This is a genomic window from Variovorax sp. PAMC28562, assembly GCF_014303735.1.
Classification (GTDB): Bacteria; Pseudomonadota; Gammaproteobacteria; order Burkholderiales; family Burkholderiaceae_C; genus Variovorax.
Map to the genome: position 1 here is coordinate 3,445,404 of NZ_CP060296.1, position 14,698 is coordinate 3,460,101.

Annotated in this window: 14 protein-coding genes; 6 read left to right on the forward strand and 8 right to left on the reverse strand. The window is 64.7% G+C overall.

The window, feature by feature from the left end; translation table 11 throughout:
• Positions 1-15: 15 nt before the first annotated feature.
• The 8 genes from H7F36_RS16185 to H7F36_RS16220 all read right to left on the reverse strand — a co-directional run bounded on the left by H7F36_RS16185 (position 16) and on the right by H7F36_RS16220 (position 8,507).
• Positions 16-642 carry a phosphoadenosine phosphosulfate reductase family protein gene (locus H7F36_RS16185; RefSeq protein WP_187051775.1) on the reverse strand — a complete coding sequence of 209 codons (627 nt, stop codon included), beginning with the start codon at positions 640-642 and terminating at the stop codon, positions 16-18.
• The gene (locus H7F36_RS16190; RefSeq protein ID WP_187051776.1) at positions 639-1,046 is read right to left on the reverse strand and encodes a DUF934 domain-containing protein; all 408 of its coding nucleotides are present in this window, start codon (positions 1,044-1,046) and stop codon (positions 639-641) included. The genes H7F36_RS16185 and H7F36_RS16190 overlap by 4 nt, the downstream gene beginning before the upstream one ends.
• On the reverse strand, positions 1,043-2,821 hold the full coding sequence (locus H7F36_RS16195) for a nitrite/sulfite reductase (RefSeq protein WP_187051777.1): 1,779 nt from the start codon (positions 2,819-2,821) through the stop codon (positions 1,043-1,045). Before H7F36_RS16195 ends, H7F36_RS16190 begins: the two co-directional genes overlap by 4 nt.
• Positions 2,822-3,240: 419 nt before the next feature.
• Positions 3,241-3,504 (reverse strand): hypothetical protein, encoded by a 264-nt coding sequence (locus H7F36_RS16200; RefSeq protein ID WP_187051778.1) that lies wholly within the window; start codon positions 3,502-3,504, stop codon positions 3,241-3,243.
• Between the two features lie 179 nt (positions 3,505-3,683).
• The gene (locus tag H7F36_RS16205; protein WP_187051779.1) at positions 3,684-5,231 is read right to left on the reverse strand and encodes an alpha/beta hydrolase family protein; all 1,548 of its coding nucleotides are present in this window, start codon (positions 5,229-5,231) and stop codon (positions 3,684-3,686) included.
• A 175-nt stretch (positions 5,232-5,406) separates the two neighbouring features.
• Entirely contained in the window at positions 5,407-6,330 is a 924-nt protein-coding gene (locus tag H7F36_RS16210; RefSeq protein ID WP_187051780.1) for a transglutaminase N-terminal domain-containing protein, read from the reverse strand.
• A gap of 22 nt (positions 6,331-6,352) precedes the next feature.
• Positions 6,353-8,209, reverse strand: a complete 1,857-nt coding sequence (gene mnmC / locus H7F36_RS16215; protein WP_187051781.1) for an FAD-dependent 5-carboxymethylaminomethyl-2-thiouridine(34) oxidoreductase MnmC — start codon at positions 8,207-8,209, stop codon at positions 6,353-6,355.
• 25 nt (positions 8,210-8,234) lie between these two features.
• On the reverse strand, positions 8,235-8,507 hold the full coding sequence (locus H7F36_RS16220; protein WP_187051782.1) for an oxidative damage protection protein: 273 nt from the start codon (positions 8,505-8,507) through the stop codon (positions 8,235-8,237).
• Positions 8,508-8,652: 145 nt separating this feature from the next.
• Here H7F36_RS16220 and H7F36_RS16225 point away from each other — a divergent pair, with 145 nt between their 5' ends.
• The 6 genes from H7F36_RS16225 to H7F36_RS16250 all read left to right on the forward strand — a co-directional run bounded on the left by H7F36_RS16225 (position 8,653) and on the right by H7F36_RS16250 (position 14,689).
• Positions 8,653-9,699 (forward strand): sulfate ABC transporter substrate-binding protein, encoded by a 1,047-nt coding sequence (locus tag H7F36_RS16225; RefSeq protein ID WP_187051783.1) that lies wholly within the window; start codon positions 8,653-8,655, stop codon positions 9,697-9,699.
• A gap of 118 nt (positions 9,700-9,817) precedes the next feature.
• Complete coding sequence (locus tag H7F36_RS16230) at positions 9,818-10,777, forward strand: sulfonate ABC transporter substrate-binding protein (RefSeq protein ID WP_187051784.1); 960 nt, start codon at positions 9,818-9,820, stop codon at positions 10,775-10,777.
• A gap of 19 nt (positions 10,778-10,796) precedes the next feature.
• A complete protein-coding gene (ssuD, locus tag H7F36_RS16235) occupies positions 10,797-11,978 on the forward strand; it encodes an FMNH2-dependent alkanesulfonate monooxygenase (RefSeq protein ID WP_187055017.1) in 1,182 nt (393 codons plus the stop codon).
• An 8-nt stretch (positions 11,979-11,986) separates the two neighbouring features.
• Positions 11,987-12,856 carry an aliphatic sulfonate ABC transporter permease SsuC gene (gene ssuC, locus H7F36_RS16240; protein ID WP_187051785.1) on the forward strand — a complete coding sequence of 290 codons (870 nt, stop codon included), beginning with the start codon at positions 11,987-11,989 and terminating at the stop codon, positions 12,854-12,856.
• Positions 12,857-12,870: 14 nt separating this feature from the next.
• Positions 12,871-13,866 (forward strand): aliphatic sulfonate ABC transporter substrate-binding protein, encoded by a 996-nt coding sequence (locus H7F36_RS16245; RefSeq protein WP_187051786.1) that lies wholly within the window; start codon positions 12,871-12,873, stop codon positions 13,864-13,866.
• Positions 13,838-14,689, forward strand: coding sequence for an ATP-binding cassette domain-containing protein (locus tag H7F36_RS16250; protein WP_410003033.1), 852 nt, complete (start codon positions 13,838-13,840; stop codon positions 14,687-14,689). Before H7F36_RS16245 ends, H7F36_RS16250 begins: the two co-directional genes overlap by 29 nt.
• The last annotated feature ends 9 nt before the right edge of the window (positions 14,690-14,698 follow it).

Here is a 14,698-nt window from a genome sequence, read left to right on the forward strand (position 1 = left end):
TTCAAGGTTGCGACGTCAATGCGCGAGGTGCAGTCCGCACTCGCGGTTGTCTTCGCCCTTGGTCGGGTCCACGTAGTCGAAGTTGTTGGGCAGGCCATGCGCCTCGCAGTATTCGTACAGGTCTTTCGACGACCAGTGAAGCAGCGGCGCGAGCTTGATCAAGCCATCCGGATTGAGGCTGACCGGGTCCATTTGTGCCCGCACGGCGGTGTCCGTCGCACGCAGTGCGGTGAACCAGACCTTCGGTGCGGTCTCGCGCAGCGCACGCGCGAAGGGCTCCAGCTTCACCTCCTGCGTGAACGCGGCATGGCGCGGGTCGTCCAGCGCCGGCGTCGGGCCGTCCACTGCTTCGCGATGCGCACGCGAACGGCGCGGCAGGTAAATGTGCAGATTGAGCCCGAGCTGCTTTGTCACTTCATCGGCGAAACGATAGGTAGCCTCGGTGTTGTAGCCGTTGTCCATCCAGATCACAGGCACGTCGGGCTTCGCGCGCGTGACCATGTGCAGGATCACAGCCTCGAATGGGCGGAAATTGGTGGTGACGATCGCGGGCTGGCCCAGGCCGATCGCCCAGTCCACGAGGCCCTGGGCATTGCGGCCGAGTTCGGCGTTGACATGCTGGAGGTCGAGGTCGGTGTTCATGTCGCGAAATGCGGCGCGGTGTGTATTGCGTCGCCCTGATAGAAGCCTGAGAAACGTTCGAACTGGCGTTGCGCCGCCGAGGCGTCCACGCCTTCTTTCAATACCGCGCTGCTGAAGCCGGTGCGCTCCATTTGCACCAGTTGGTCGATCAGCACGTCGCCGGTGGCGCGGATGTCGCCCTTGAAGCCGAGACGGCGACGCAGCAAAAAGGCCTGGCTATAGGCGCGGCCATCGGTGAACTTGGGGAAGCTGAGGTCGATGCGCTCGACGTCTGCCAGGCACACCTCGATCGCGAGCGGATCGGCATCGTTGGCGAGTTGCATGACCTTGGGGTCTCCATCGTCGACATGGTCTTCGTTGGCAACAAGCTTCAATGTGTACTTCGTTTGGCTGGTGGCGGTCATGCCGTGGCCTCCACCTTGAAGCGCGCACCATTGGCCGACGCCTTGAACGGGTCGTGCCCGACGCGGCGCAGCGTGTCGATGAAAGTCTCGCCCGCGTTGCGTGTGTCGCGGTAGGTGCCGAGCACCGCTTCGATCACCTCCGGCACCTCGGCCGCAGAGAACGAAGGGCCAACCGCCTTGCCGGCCTGCGGCGTGCCGCTGAGCTTGGAGCCGTCGGAGCCGCCGAGGGAAACCTGGTACCACTCCTTGCCGTCCTTGTCGACGCCCAGGATACCGATGTGGCCGCTGTGGTGGTGGCCGCAGGAGTTGATGCAGCCGCTGATGTGCAGATCGATTTCGCCGAGGTCGTCGAGCTCGTCGAGGTCTTGATAGCGCTCGGTGATGGCTTCGGCGATCGGGATCGAGCGCGCATTGGCCAGCGCGCAAAAGTCGCCGCCGGGGCAGGCGATCATGTCGGTGAGAAGGCGCACGTTGGCGCTGGCAAAGCCGGCTTCGCGTGCGTTCAGCCACAGCGCATGCAGGTCTTCGGCGTGTACCCACGGCAGCACGATGTTCTGGTCGTGCGTGACGCGGGCTTCACCTGCCGAGAAGCGATCCGACAGCTGCGCGATGGTGTCGAGCTGGTCGGCATCCGCGTCGCCCGGCGCCTGATGCAGGCGCTTGAAAGACAGCGTGACTGCGCGCAGGGCAGGGTTCTTGTGCGGTGCGACGTTGCGTGCCAACCAGCGTGCGAACTGCACATCGTCGGCCGCATGCTTTTGCAAGTCGATGGCGGTTTGCTCGGCGCTCTGCAGCACGCGGGTGGCCAGCTTCGGCGGCACGAACGTGGCGGACACGCGGTCGTATTCGGCCTGCGTGATGGTGTGCGGCGCACCGTCGTGCTCGACGATTTGCTTGTACTCGGCCTCGACGTCGTCGATGTAGCGCTGGCCTTCGGCCTTCACCAGGATCTTGATGCGTGCCTTGTAGATGTTGTCGCGCCGGCCGTAGCGGTTGTAGACCCGAACCACCGCTTCGAGGTAATTCATGATCTGGTCCCACGGCAGGAATTGGCGCAGTACGGTGCCGATGATCGGGGTGCGGCCCATGCCGCCGCCGACCTGAACGCGAAAGCCCAGTTCGTCGGCATCGTTCTTCACCAGATGCAGGCCCACGTCGTGCCAGCCGGTGGCGGCGCGGTCTTCGGTGGCACCGGTGATGGCGATCTTGAACTTGCGCGGCAAAAAGGCGAACTCGGGGTGCAGCGTGCTCCACTGCCGCATGATCTCTGCGAACGGCCGCGGATCGGCAATCTCGTCGATGGCGATGCCGGCGCGCTCGTCGCTGGTGATGTTGCGGATGCAGTTGCCGCTGGTCTGGATGCCGTGCATGTCGACCGACGCCAGGAGGTCCATCACGTCGGCGCTCTTGGCCAGAGGAATCCAGTTGTACTGAACGTTCTGGCGCGTCGAAAAGTGCGCGTAGTGCGTCGGCAGTTTTAACGTGCCGAGCTTGCCTTGCGTCTTGAGCGCCGTCTTGTAGACCTCGGCCTCGGGCTCGTCGTACTCGCGCGCGATGCGGGCCAGCACGCGAATCTGCCGGCTCGACAGTTCACCGTAAGGGACGGCCACGCGGAGCATCGGCGCATAGCGTTGCACATACCAGCCGTTTTGCAGGCGCAGCGGCTTGAACTCGTCTTCGGAGAGTTTGCCGCCTTGCCAGCGTTCGAGCTGGTCGCGGAATTGCGCTGCACGCAGGTGCACGAACTGACGGTCGAATTCTGTGTATTGGTACATCGTGATAAACGTTCTGGGGGCGATCGTGGTGCCACGGTCCGCTGCAACCAGGGAGCCCGGACTTTAAAAGCACGCCTTATGGAAGCAAACTATTTTTTGGTTCGCGCCTTATGCGGATAAGCATATTCCTCAACGCCCATGCGGGTTGCCGGACGATTGGGGGCGCGCTCCGGATAAGAGAGCGACGTGCTGCGGAAAGACTCGGGTAAGGAATCGCGGCGCGCATCGGCACCGGATATTAGCGAGCGCGCGGCGAGGGGGGTGTCGAGCGTGTGTCGACCGCGACCGCTGGCTGTCGTCAGCGTCTGTCGCGAGACATGGATCGGCGATCGATCGGACAGCGCGCAAAACGGCCTCTCCGGTCGAGTGCCCGATCGAGGCCGATCAAAGCAAGGTGCGCTCTGCGGCGCATCGGCAAATCACTGAAGCGAGGTAGGTGCGAAGTCGATGCGGGGCTGTTCGAAGTCGAGCACGGGTGGCAGCGGGCGGCGGTCGAGCACCCGGGAACTTAAGCGGCGCTGCAACGCGGTGGTGCCCGCCATCAGTGCCAGGCCGTGGCTCGGCAGCGGCCCTTCGGCGGCAGCGACCGCACGGCAAGCGGCGCCGTCCTGGCGCTGCAGGATCCAGTAGTAGTGGCCGGGAATGGGTTCGTCGACGATCAGGGCTACTCGGTCGGTGTTCACGTCTTGGTCCTTTCGGGGCATTCAGGAAGAACGTCGGTTTTAGTTCTGCCGTCCGCAGGGGACAAGCGCATTAGTTCACATTTAGTAACTATTGCAATATTTGGAGAGGATTACATGTGTGGCGACCAATGAAAAAGAGGCCGAAAGGCCTCTTTTTTCGTTATCGCTTCAAGCGACGTTCATGGGGGGCAAGCGCCGCCAGGCGAAGCCGCAATCGCACCCCGAAGTGCCGCTACGTTTGGATTGGTGTCGTCGTTCGGGTTGGTCGCGTTGCGCGTGTAGGTGCAGCCATACGCCGGTGCCGCGACAGTGGCCGCGGTCACCACATCGTCGCCGCCGGGCTTCACGCCGTCGCGTTCCCACTTGACCATTGCGTCGAAGGTTTCGGCCATTTCCGCTGTGGTGAAGTCGCAATGCGACGCACCGCGAACCGCGCGCTGTACCAGCCATGTGCTGTTGCCATTGGCCGCCACCCGCTTCTGGTAGATCTGCTCCATGCTGAAAGGCACGTAGAAATCGCCGAGCGTGTGGAGCGTGACCACCGGGATCTTGAACTGCCCGTTGGTCTTCGGAATCCAGCGAAGTCCGTCGGTGCGAAGCCGATTGGCGTCGACCGCCGCGGTCAGCTTGAGTGCCGAAGCGTTGAGCGTTGTCGAGCCCGCCGCGTCGCCATCGATGGTGTAGGTGAGGCGGTTGGTGTCGATCACGCTTTTGTTCAGGATGCCGTTAATCGTACCGTCGCCGCCGAACACGCCGAGCACGATCGGGAAAGTACCGCCGTAGGCAAAACCCACCGCCGCAATCGGCCGCTCGCCACCGGTCAGGTTTTTCACGACGCTCTGGTACTTGACGCCGACGCCCGCGGTCGCGGTAACCGGAGCGGCTGGAAAACTCGGGGTGAAAAGCGTCCCGATCACCTGTGCGGAAATGTCCGTCCAATTGATGAAGGGATATTTTGGCAAGCTGGCTTCGACTTGGGCCGTTACCTGCGCGCCGGCAAAGTAGTCGAACAACTCGGTGTCGCCCAGCACGCCGCACATCGGCGCTGCGCCGTTGTACTTGACCTTGTTGTTTTCGGTTGCATAGGCCTCGTCTTCAATGGCCGCCGCAGTGATGTGGCCGCCCATCGACACGCCCGTGATGTAGATCTTGCTAGGCGCGGCCAGCGTGCGATTGTTGGCTGCAGCGATCTTGTTGAACCCGAGCGCCAAGGCGTTGGTGTCCTCTACGCCGGCGCGCACGTCATAGAAGTTCTTGCTGTAGCTGGACGCGGCCCAGGCGTATCCGTTCTGGATCAGGTAGCGCCGGATGCCCGGATTGTCGACAGTCAGTTGATCGCCTTGACCGCGGTAGCCGTGCGCATACATGACCAGCTTGCCGTTCCAGTTGGCCGGCACTTCGACGCGATAGAGCGCACCGCCGAGCACGCCTTGCCAGCGGCTGGTCGTCGTGTTGACGACCGTATCGGACGGGTCCACCACGAGCGCTGCAAAGGTCGTTGCGGCTGCATCGGCGGGCGAGGGTGCAAACGAAGTGCGGCTATCTTGCAGGCGCTTCTCCTCGGGGGCCGGTGCAGGGGCAGGTGCGGGCGCAGGGGCCGGTGCGGGTGCAGGCGTTGGCGCTGCTGCGATGGGAAGGGGACCGTTGTAACCACCACCGCCGCCGCCGCCGCAAGCGGCAAGGGACAGCGTTGCAATGACGAGAAGCGGGATGCGCTTTTTGCTCATGAATGTCTCCGTACTTTGTGTTGTTGTGCCGTTCGGCGGGGTGAGCGTATGGCGCACCAAAATCAACGGAGCAGGGACTTTCCCTGAGGTGGTATCGCGCGCGCGACAACGCGGCGGAGTCGGCCTTTCGTCCTACGAAACTTTTATCGAACCCTTACGCGGTCTGCCTGAAAAATCAGTGCCGGCGGCGCGTCACCACGACCGTCGCGGTCATGCCTTCGTACGAGTCGGGCGCGCCGAACCAACTGCCGGCAATGGGCGCAGCTTGGGACGGATCGCGCGCCACTCCGACTCGGATCAACTGCGCGCTGCCCATCAGATTGTTGGTCGGGTCGTAGGCGACCCAGCCCGCGCCCGGAAGGTACGCGTGAAGCCATGCATGTGTAGAGCCGGCTCCGGTGGTGGCGCTGACGCTCCCGGCCGCCGGACCTGCTGCCGCCGCCTCGATGGCGCGCGAGTCGAGCGCTGCGTCGTACAGATAGCCCGACACGAAACGCGTCGCCACGCCCAGCCGCCGTGCCGCCTCCATCATCAACAGCGCGTAGTCGCGGCAACTGCCGCTGCCGAGCTGCAGCGTTTCGAGCGGTGTCTGCGTGCCTTCTTCATCGCGCGCTGCATAGGTCAGGCTCTTGCCGATGTGCGCGTTCATGCGCGCCAGCACATCGCGCGTGCTGTTGGGTGCGTCGGTCTGCAAAAACTGGTGCGCCCAGCGAATCAGCTCGCCTTGCGGGTCGTCGTGGTGCGGACGCAGGTAATGCTCGAGGTCGAGCCGATCCTGGACCGAATAGGCAAAGGGCAGGAACTCCGCCGCCGGGTGCAGCACCAGCTGGTCGAGCAGCGACGGCACCTGTTCGATGGTGAACGAGCAGACGATCTTCAATTCGGTCGCCTCTCCCAGCGGCTGCACCAGCGCGACCGAGTTGGAATGCGGGTCTTGAATCAGCCGGATGTTGGCGCCGAGGCTGACCTTGAGGTCGGTCGCCAACACACGCAGATCGTGGCTGTCGCGCGGGCGGAACATGATCCGGTGCAAGCCGAAGGTGACGGGCTTGTTGTAGCGGTAAGTGGTGGTGTGGGTGATGTCGTAGCGAAGGGCCATCCCGCATTCTCACGCTACACCCTCAGTCCTTGACCGGCTTGGCGAGGCGCCGTGTGTCGAGCGCCCTTGCCAGCGTCGTCGGCAAAGGAAGTGGCTCGCCGTGCCATTGGGCTGCGAGGAGTTCGGCGCAGAGGGCGGAGAAGGTGAGGCCGCGCGAGCCCATCGCGGTGCTGACCCAGACGCCGGGCCAACCTGCTTCATCGAGCGGGCCGACGAGCGGGCGGCGGTCGGACGAGGCGCAACGGATGCCGACCCATGCGTTGGCTGCGGCGACGTCGAGCGATGCTGCGGCGCCTGGGTGCAGGCGCGTCAGCCGATCGCTGTTGCGTTCGGTGTCCGATGCGTGCGGTTCCAGATCGACGCTGTCGCGATCGAAGGTGGCGCCGGCGAGCCAGAGCGAACCGGTTGCTTCGGCATCTGTTGCCGGCACGCCCGCGATCAGATGACCGTCGCCGTTGATCGGCATGTCCGGCAGATCGGCATCGTGTGGCGCGTGGCCCCAGGCGACTTGGCCCCGCACCGGTTGCAGAGGCAATGCAGGCGCGAGGGTGCGGCTGTCGATGCCGGCCGCGATGACCACGCGAGCGGCCTCGACCAAGATGTCGCCGCTCGCATCGACGAGGCGCCAGGACGCGTCGTGGCGCACGAGTCGCTCCACGCGCGTTTCGTACCTCACGGTGATTGGAGGCTGGTTCAGCCACGCTTCGACCAGGCTCCGCGGGCGCACCCACGCAGCCCGCGCATGCCAGAGTGCCGGCGCATCCGCAGGGAGGCCACTCAGCTGCAGGCGTTCGACATCGGCCAGCCATGACTCGTTCGGCCCTGCCGCTTGCCACGCGGCAGGCACCCGCACATCGCCATCCGAGCGTCTCTCGATCACGCCGGTGCCCCGCCACTCGACGCCCGCTTCGAGCAAGCGTTCCAACTCGATCCACGCGGCGCGAATCCCCGCTCTGGTGAGGCGGGAAAGCACCGCATCGTCGGCCGACACGTGGGGTGCGAGCAGCCCGACCGGCAAGCCCGACGCGCCGGCCGCGGCACCACCGCCTGCATCCAGCACAGTGACGCGCCAGCCACGCCGGGCCAGGCTTGCTGCCACAGCGGCACCCGCCAGGCCCGCGCCGATGACCGCGCAATGCCCCGGCACCTCGACCCGTACCGGCAAGGGATCGCGTCGCCGCACGGTCCACGCTGGCGCGAACGTGCCCGCAAGGCAGTCCCGCTTCGGCGGCAGACCGATGCGTTTGCCGGCCGTGAATCCGCACTGCGCCAGCGCATCGCGCACCGCCCGCGCGATCGTCCAGGTCGCGATGCCGGTGCCTTGCCGCGCGAACCGCGCCACCTGCTTGAGCGTGTCGGCCGACCACATCTCGGGGTTGCGCCGCGGACTGAAGCCATCGAGAAAGATGCTGTCGGCCTCGAAGCGCTGCGCCCGCAGCATCGGCTGCACGTCACCGACGCAGAGCGTGAGCGTCACCATGCCTTCGTCGAACATCAGCCGGTGAAAGCCCGGCAGCAGGCCGTGCCATTGCGCTGCGAGCGCTTCGGCCATGCCGGCCAGTTCCGGGTACGCCGCTGCGGCGCGAACCAGATCGGCCGGCGCCACCGGGTGCGCCTCGATCGAGACGAAGTGCAGCAGGCGCGGGCGATGCTCGTCTGCGCGCCACGCGTGCCAGGTCGTCAGAAAGTTGAGACCCAGGCCGAAGCCGGTTTCGAGAATCGCCCATTGCGGCCGATTTGCCCAGGCTCGTGGCAAGCCGCAGCCGCCTAGAAACACATGGCGCGACTGCGCAAGCGCGCCGGTTTCGGTGTGATAGATGTCGTCGAAGCGCTCGCTGCGCGGAACGCCGTCGGCACGCCAGTCGACCGGTTCGGTCATGCGACGGGCGGACCCAAGATTGCGGTCAGGCGGTGGGAGGGGTATAGCCCTGAACCACGTCGGCACCATCGCCGAAGAAGTGCTTTTCCATCTGGCGCTTCAAGTATTCGCGGGCACGCTGGTCGGCCAAATTGAGCCGGTTCTCGTTTACCAGCATGGTCTGTTGCTTGAGCCACGCCGCCCATGCCTCTTTGCTGACGCTCGCCCAGAGTCGCTTGCCGAGATCGCCCGGGTAAGGCGGAAAGTCGAGGCCTTCGGCTTCCTTGCCGAGCTTGACGCATTGGACCATTCTTGCCATTTGGGGTGCCTTCGGGGGTGGTTGGGTCGCGCGGAGCGCCCTTAGTTGATTTCGTTATTTAGAACTGAGAACTCAGTCGTTCCAGTTTCTATATGCCGGTTCCAGAATCCGCAGCTTCACCGATATGCCTGTGAGCAGCACAACCATGAAATTTCGCCGCGACTTTATCAAGCTTTCCTTCGGCGCTGGCCTGGCCAGCGCGTTCACCCTCGCTGGCTTGACGGCATCGCCCGCCTTCGCGCAGGGCGCGGCATCGGTCACGCTGCTCAACGTGTCATACGACCCGACCCGCGAGTTGTACGTCGACTACAACAAGGCTTTCGCTGCGTACTGGAAAACCAAGACCGGCCAGGACGTGACCGTCAAGCAGTCGCACGGCGGCTCGGGCAAGCAGGCGCGATCGATCATCGACGGCATCGACGCCGACGTGGCGACGCTGGCGCTTGGCGGTGATATCGATGCACTCGTCACGCACGGCGGACTGGTCAAGGCCGACTGGCAAAAACGCCTGCCGCACAACTCGGCACCGTACACATCGACCATCGTGTTCCTCGTCAAGAAGGGCAACCCGAAGGGCCTGAAGGACTGGGACGACCTCACCAAGTCAGGCGTGCAGGTGATCACGCCCAACCCCAAGACATCGGGCGGCGCGCGTTGGAACTACCTCGCGGCATGGGAGTTCGCCAAGCGCAAATACGGCAGCGAGGCCAAGGCGCAAGAGTACGTCGCCAACCTCTACAAAAACGTCCCGGTGCTCGACACCGGCGCGCGCGGTTCGACCATCACTTTCGTGCAGCGCGGCGTCGGCGACGTGCTGCTCGCCTGGGAAAACGAAGCTTTCCTCGCGCTGAAGGAATTCGGCCCCGAGAAGTTCGAGATCGTGGTGCCTTCGATCTCCATCCTGGCCGAGCCCAGCGTGACCGTGGTCGACAAGGTGGTCGACAAGAAGGGCACACGCGCCGTCGCCGAGGAATACCTCAAGTACCTGTACTCAGACGAAGGCCAGGACGTGGCCGGCCGCAACTTCTATCGCCCGACATCGGAGAAGGCCAGGGCCAAGTACGACAAGCAGTTTCCCAAGCTGACTTTGGTGACCATCGACGATGCTTTCGGTGGTTGGGCCAAAGCGGACAAGGCGCACTTTGCCGACGGTGCGTCCTTCGATCAGATCTACGCGGCTAAGCAAAAGTAGCCGAGCAGAAGCAAGCAGGCGCGGCAATCCCAGCCGCCTCTGCACCGATCCGTACAGATGTCTCGCAACGCCGCCGAAGCGCGGTGCGGGACTGCCTTTGCCTGAAAGAAACCGACCCATGACAACCATCGTTTCCATTCCGCGTCGCCGCCTGGTGCAGGGCTTAGCAGCTGCCATCGCGTTGCCGTCGTTCGCCGCACTCGCGCAAGCGCCGTCGCGCCAATTTCGCATCGGTAACCAGAAGGGCACGCTCAACATCCTGAAGGGTCGCGGTACGCTCGAAAAGCGGCTTGCGCCCTTGGGTGTTTCGGTCAAGTGGACCGAGTTCAATGCCGGCCCGGTGCAACTCGAAGCGCTCAACGTCGGCTCGATCGACTTCGGCGATGTCGGTGAGGCGCCGCCCATCTTCGCGCAGGCGGCGGGCGCACCGCTGGCCTACGTCGCTGCCACCGTGCCGCGGCCCGGTGCGGAGGCCGTGCTGGTGCCGAAGGGCTCGGCCATCCGTACGGCTGCCGATCTCAAGGGCAAGAAGGTCGCGCTCAACAAGGGCTCGAACGTTCACTACTTCATCGTCAAGCTGGCCGAGAAGGCGGGCCTGAGCTACGCCGACCTCAACCTCGTCTTTTTGCCGCCGCCCGATGCGCGTGCCGCCTTCGAAAAAGGCTCAATCGATGCGTGGGTGATCTGGGACCCGTTCCTGGCCGCCGCGCAACAGTCGCTGGACGCGCACATCCTGGCCGACGCGAGCGGCGTGGTGGGCAATCGCGGCTATTACTTCTCGTCGCTCGACTACGTCGCCAAGAACGCCGACGTGCTCGCCATTGCAACCGAAGAGCTCAACAAGATCGACGTGTGGGGCGCCGCGAACAAGGGCGAACTCGCGACCGAACTGTCTGCGCTATGGGGCTTGCCGAAGCCGGTCGTCGAGGTGTCGGTGGGCCGCGCGGCCTACGGCATCGGCCCGATCACCAAAGCCATCCTCGGCGAGCAGCAAAAGATCGCCGACACCTTTTTCGAGCTGAAGCTGATCCCCAAGAAGATCAACGTGCTCGACGCCGCGTCGGCCAACCTCGCGTGAAGGCGGAATCGATATGACGATGCAAATTTTCTGGTTCTTGCCGACCCATGGCGACAGCCGCTACCTCGGTACGGCCGAAGGCGCGCGCGCCGTCGACCTGGACTACCTGCAGCAAGTGGCCGGCGCAGCGGACAGCCTCGGCTACGAGGGCGTGTTGATCCCGACCGGCCGCTCGTGCGAAGACCCGTGGGTCATCGCTGCCAGCCTGATCGGCTCGACCAAGCGCTTGAAGTTTCTCGTCGCCGTGCGCCCCGGTTTGCACCAGCCCAGCCTGGCCGCGCGCATGGCCGCGACCTTCGACCGGCTCTCCGGTGGGCGGGTGCTTGTCAACCTCGTGACGGGCGGCGACCAGTCCGAGCTCGAAGGCGACGGCGTGTACCTCGACCATGCAGCGCGCTACGAACAGTCTGCCGAGTTCATTCGCATCTGGCGCGAGATCATCACGCGCAGCCACGACGGGCAGAGCTTCGACTACGAAGGCAAGCACCTGAGCGTGAAGGGCGCCAAGCTGCTGTTCCCGCCCATGCAGAAGCCGTATCCGCCAGTGTGGTTCGGTGGCTCGTCGGCAGCGGCGCACGAGCTCGCGGCCGAGCAGGTCGACACGTACCTGACATGGGGCGAACCGCCTGCCGAGGTCGCCAAGAAGATCGCCGACGTCAGGGCTCGCGCGGCGCGCAAAGGCCGCACCGTCAAGTTCGGCATTCGGCTGCATGTAGTCGTCCGCGAGACTGACGACGAAGCCTGGCGCGCGGCCGAGTCGCTCATCAGCCGCGTCGACGACGCGACCGTGATCAAGGCGCAAGCGGTGTTCGCCAAGATGGATTCCGAAGGCCAGCGCCGCATGGCCGCGCTGCATGCCGGCGGCGCCAAACGCACGCGTGCCGACCTGGAGATTTCGCCGAACCTTTGGGCCGGCGTCGGACTGGTGCGCGGTGGCGCGGGCACGGCCTTGGTAGGCGATGCGAAGACGGTTGCGGCGCGCATCGAGGAGTACGCGGCGCTCGGGCTCGACAACTTCATCCTGTCGGGCTATCCGCATCTGGAAGAGGCGTATCGCTTCGCGGAACTGGTGTTTCCGTTGTTGTCGCGCCGGGCCCAAACGCAGTTGTCGTCACGCCTTGCCGGTTGCTCGCTGACCGGACCGTTCGGCGAGGTGGTCGCCAATCTCGATGCGCCATCGCGTTTGCAATCTCAAAGTTGAGTCGGCTCATGAACGAACAAGTACGGAAGCTGCCGTTGCGGGTGCAGCGCGAGACGGCCGCCAATACGGCAGCGGATGCGCAGGCGATTGCATTCACTGTGCGCGGCTTTGCGGCAGCCGTCGGGGCACGTTTGATTCCCTGGTTGGTGCCCGTCACGTTGATCGTCGCGTGGCAGATCGCCTCGTCGCTCGGCTGGTTGTCGACGCGCGTGCTGCCCGCGCCACTCGCCGTGCTGCAGGCCGCGTGGACGCTGGCCGCATCGGGCGAGTTGTGGACGCACGTCAAGGTGAGTGCCGGCCGCGCGCTCGGCGGGCTCGCCATCGGCGGTAGCCTGGGCCTCGGGTTGGGCCTGCTCACCGGTTCGGTCAAGTTCTTCGAGACACTGCTCGACTCGACCATCCAGATGGTGCGCAACATCCCTGCGTTGGCGCTGATCCCGCTCGTCATCCTGTGGTTCGGCATCGACGAGACGGCAAAGCTGTTCTTGATCTCGGTGTCGGTGTTCTTTCCGATCTACCTCAACACTTTTCACGGCATCCGCAACGTCGATCCGCAGTTGATCGAGATGGGCCGCACCTATGGCCTGACCCGCTGGCAGCTTTACCGCGAGGTGATCCTGCCGGGCGCGCTGTCGTCGATCCTGGTCGGCCTGCGCTTCTCGCTCGGCTTGATGTGGGTGATCCTGATCGTGGCCGAAACGATCTCGGCGCAATCGGGCATCGGCTATCTCACGATGAACGCCCGCGAGTTCTTGCAGACCGACATCGTGCTGGTCGGCATCCTTCTTTATGCGCTGCTGGGCAAGGCCGCCGATTTGTTTGCGCGCGGGCTGGAAAGCTGGTGGCTGAGATGGCATCCGGGTTACCAAGCCAAGTGATCGACCCACAAACCATGACTGCATCTCGTTCATTTACGCGCAGAAGCGCACTCGGCACGCTGGCAGCACTCGCTGCATCTGCATCTGCATCTGCATCTGCATCTGCATCGACATCGGCCTTTGCGCAAACCACATCCGCCACGGTCCGCATCGGCTATCAAAAGTCGTCGACGTTGATCGTCGTGCTCAAGACCCAGGGCACGCTGGAGCGTCGGCTGGCGCCGCTGGGTGTCAAGGTGAGCTGGCACGAGTTCACCAGTGGCTTGCCGCTGCTCGAAGCGCTCAATCTCGACAACCTCGATGTCAGCGCCGACGTGCCCCACACGGTGCCTGTGTTCGCGCAGGCGGCTGGCGCCAAGCTGACTTTCGTAGCGCAAGAGGCGCCGTCGCCGGGGGCGCAAGCCATCGTTGTCCGGGCCGATTCACCGATCAAGTCGGTGTCCGATCTCAAGGGCAAGAAAGTTGGTTTCGCAAAAGCGGCCGGCGTGCACTACCTGCTGATCGCCGCGCTCGCCAAAGCCGGGCTGTCTTTCAAGGACATAGAGCCCGCCTACCTCACGCCGGCCGACGGCCGCGCCGCCTTCGAGAAGGGCGCGATCGACGCCTGGGTGGTGTGGGACCCGTTCCTCGCCGCCGCGCAGCAGCAGTCGTCCGTGCGGGTGATCGCCGATGGCACCGGCATCGCGTCTTACCAGCGCTACTACCTGGCCGCGACGCGCTTTGCAGACGCTCGGCCCGATGTGCTTGAAGTGCTGTATGTCGAGCTCGAAAAGGCCGGCAGATGGGTCAAGCAAAGCCCGAAAGAAGCAGCGGCCTTGCTGGCGCCCGTGTGGGGCATCGATACCGCCATCGTCGAACGCGCGAATGGCCGTCGCAGCTATGCCGTGCGCCCCGTCGTGCCCGGACTGCTGACGGAACAGCAACGCATCGCCGATGCGTTCTTCGTCGAAAAGCTGTTGCCGAAGAAGCTCGATGCACTCGATGTACCGCTCTTCAAACCAAGGGGTTGAAATGAATGCAAGAACCAATGCTGGCGGCGTGCGGCTCGAAATCCGTGGCGTGCACAAACGCTACGGCACGCGTGAAGTGCTGCGCAATACACAGATCGACATCGCGCCTGGCCAGTTCATCGCCATCGTCGGGCGTAGCGGTTGCGGCAAGAGCACGCTGCTGCGGCTGGTCGCCGGACTGGAGCCGGCCTCGGACGGCACGCTCAGCACCAACGGCCGAAAGATCGACGGGCTGCACGACGACACCCGCATCATGTTTCAGGAGGCGCGTCTGTTGCCGTGGCGTCGCGTGCTCGACAACGTCACGCTCGGGCTGCCGACCGCGTTGCGCTCGCGCGGCCGCGAAGTGCTGGCGCAGGTCGGGCTGGCCGATCGGGAGAACGAATGGCCGGCGCGCCTCTCGGGCGGGCAGCGGCAGCGCGTCGCGTTGGCGCGCGCGCTGGTGCATCACCCGCGCTTGCTGCTGCTCGACGAGCCGCTGGGCGCGCTCGACGCGCTGACCCGCATCGAAATGCACCGGCTCATCGAGAACCTGTGGCAGCAGCATCGCTTTACCGCGCTGTTGGTCACGCACGATGTGCAGGAGGCGGTGGCGCTGGCCGATCGCGTCATCCTGATCGAAGACGGACGCATTGCGCTGGACGAGAACATCGCGCTGGCCCGGCCGCGCTCGCAGGGCGACCCGGCGTTTGCAGCCATCGAGAAACGCATCCTCGATCGCGTACTGCAAAAGCCCGATGCAGAGATCGCCGAACCGTCTGATCCGGCCAACGACACGCGCTGGGCCGATGGTCCAGCGCACGCGCTCAGGTGGGCTGTCTAGCCCCGGCGT

Bases quoted from the DNA above. Each gene is read 5' to 3' on its own strand.
- H7F36_RS16185 (WP_187051775.1), bottom strand. From the start codon at position 642: ATGAACACCGACCTCGACCTCCAGCATGTCAACGCCGAACTCGGCCGC.
- H7F36_RS16190 (WP_187051776.1), bottom strand. From the start codon at position 1,046: ATGACCGCCACCAGCCAAACGAAGTACACATTGAAGCTTGTTGCCAAC.
- H7F36_RS16195 (WP_187051777.1), bottom strand. From the start codon at position 2,821: ATGTACCAATACACAGAATTCGACCGTCAGTTCGTGCACCTGCGTGCA.
- H7F36_RS16205 (WP_187051779.1), bottom strand. From the start codon at position 5,231: ATGAGCAAAAAGCGCATCCCGCTTCTCGTCATTGCAACGCTGTCCCTT.
- H7F36_RS16210 (WP_187051780.1), bottom strand. From the start codon at position 6,330: ATGGCCCTTCGCTACGACATCACCCACACCACCACTTACCGCTACAAC.
- mnmC (WP_187051781.1), bottom strand. From the start codon at position 8,209: ATGACCGAACCGGTCGACTGGCGTGCCGACGGCGTTCCGCGCAGCGAG.
- H7F36_RS16220 (WP_187051782.1), bottom strand. From the start codon at position 8,507: ATGGCAAGAATGGTCCAATGCGTCAAGCTCGGCAAGGAAGCCGAAGGC.
- H7F36_RS16225 (WP_187051783.1), top strand. From the start codon at position 8,653: ATGAAATTTCGCCGCGACTTTATCAAGCTTTCCTTCGGCGCTGGCCTG.
- H7F36_RS16230 (WP_187051784.1), top strand. From the start codon at position 9,818: ATGACAACCATCGTTTCCATTCCGCGTCGCCGCCTGGTGCAGGGCTTA.
- ssuD (WP_187055017.1), top strand. From the start codon at position 10,797: ATGCAAATTTTCTGGTTCTTGCCGACCCATGGCGACAGCCGCTACCTC.
- ssuC (WP_187051785.1), top strand. From the start codon at position 11,987: ATGAACGAACAAGTACGGAAGCTGCCGTTGCGGGTGCAGCGCGAGACG.
- H7F36_RS16245 (WP_187051786.1), top strand. From the start codon at position 12,871: ATGACTGCATCTCGTTCATTTACGCGCAGAAGCGCACTCGGCACGCTG.
- H7F36_RS16250 (WP_410003033.1), top strand. From the start codon at position 13,838: ATGTACCGCTCTTCAAACCAAGGGGTTGAAATGAATGCAAGAACCAAT.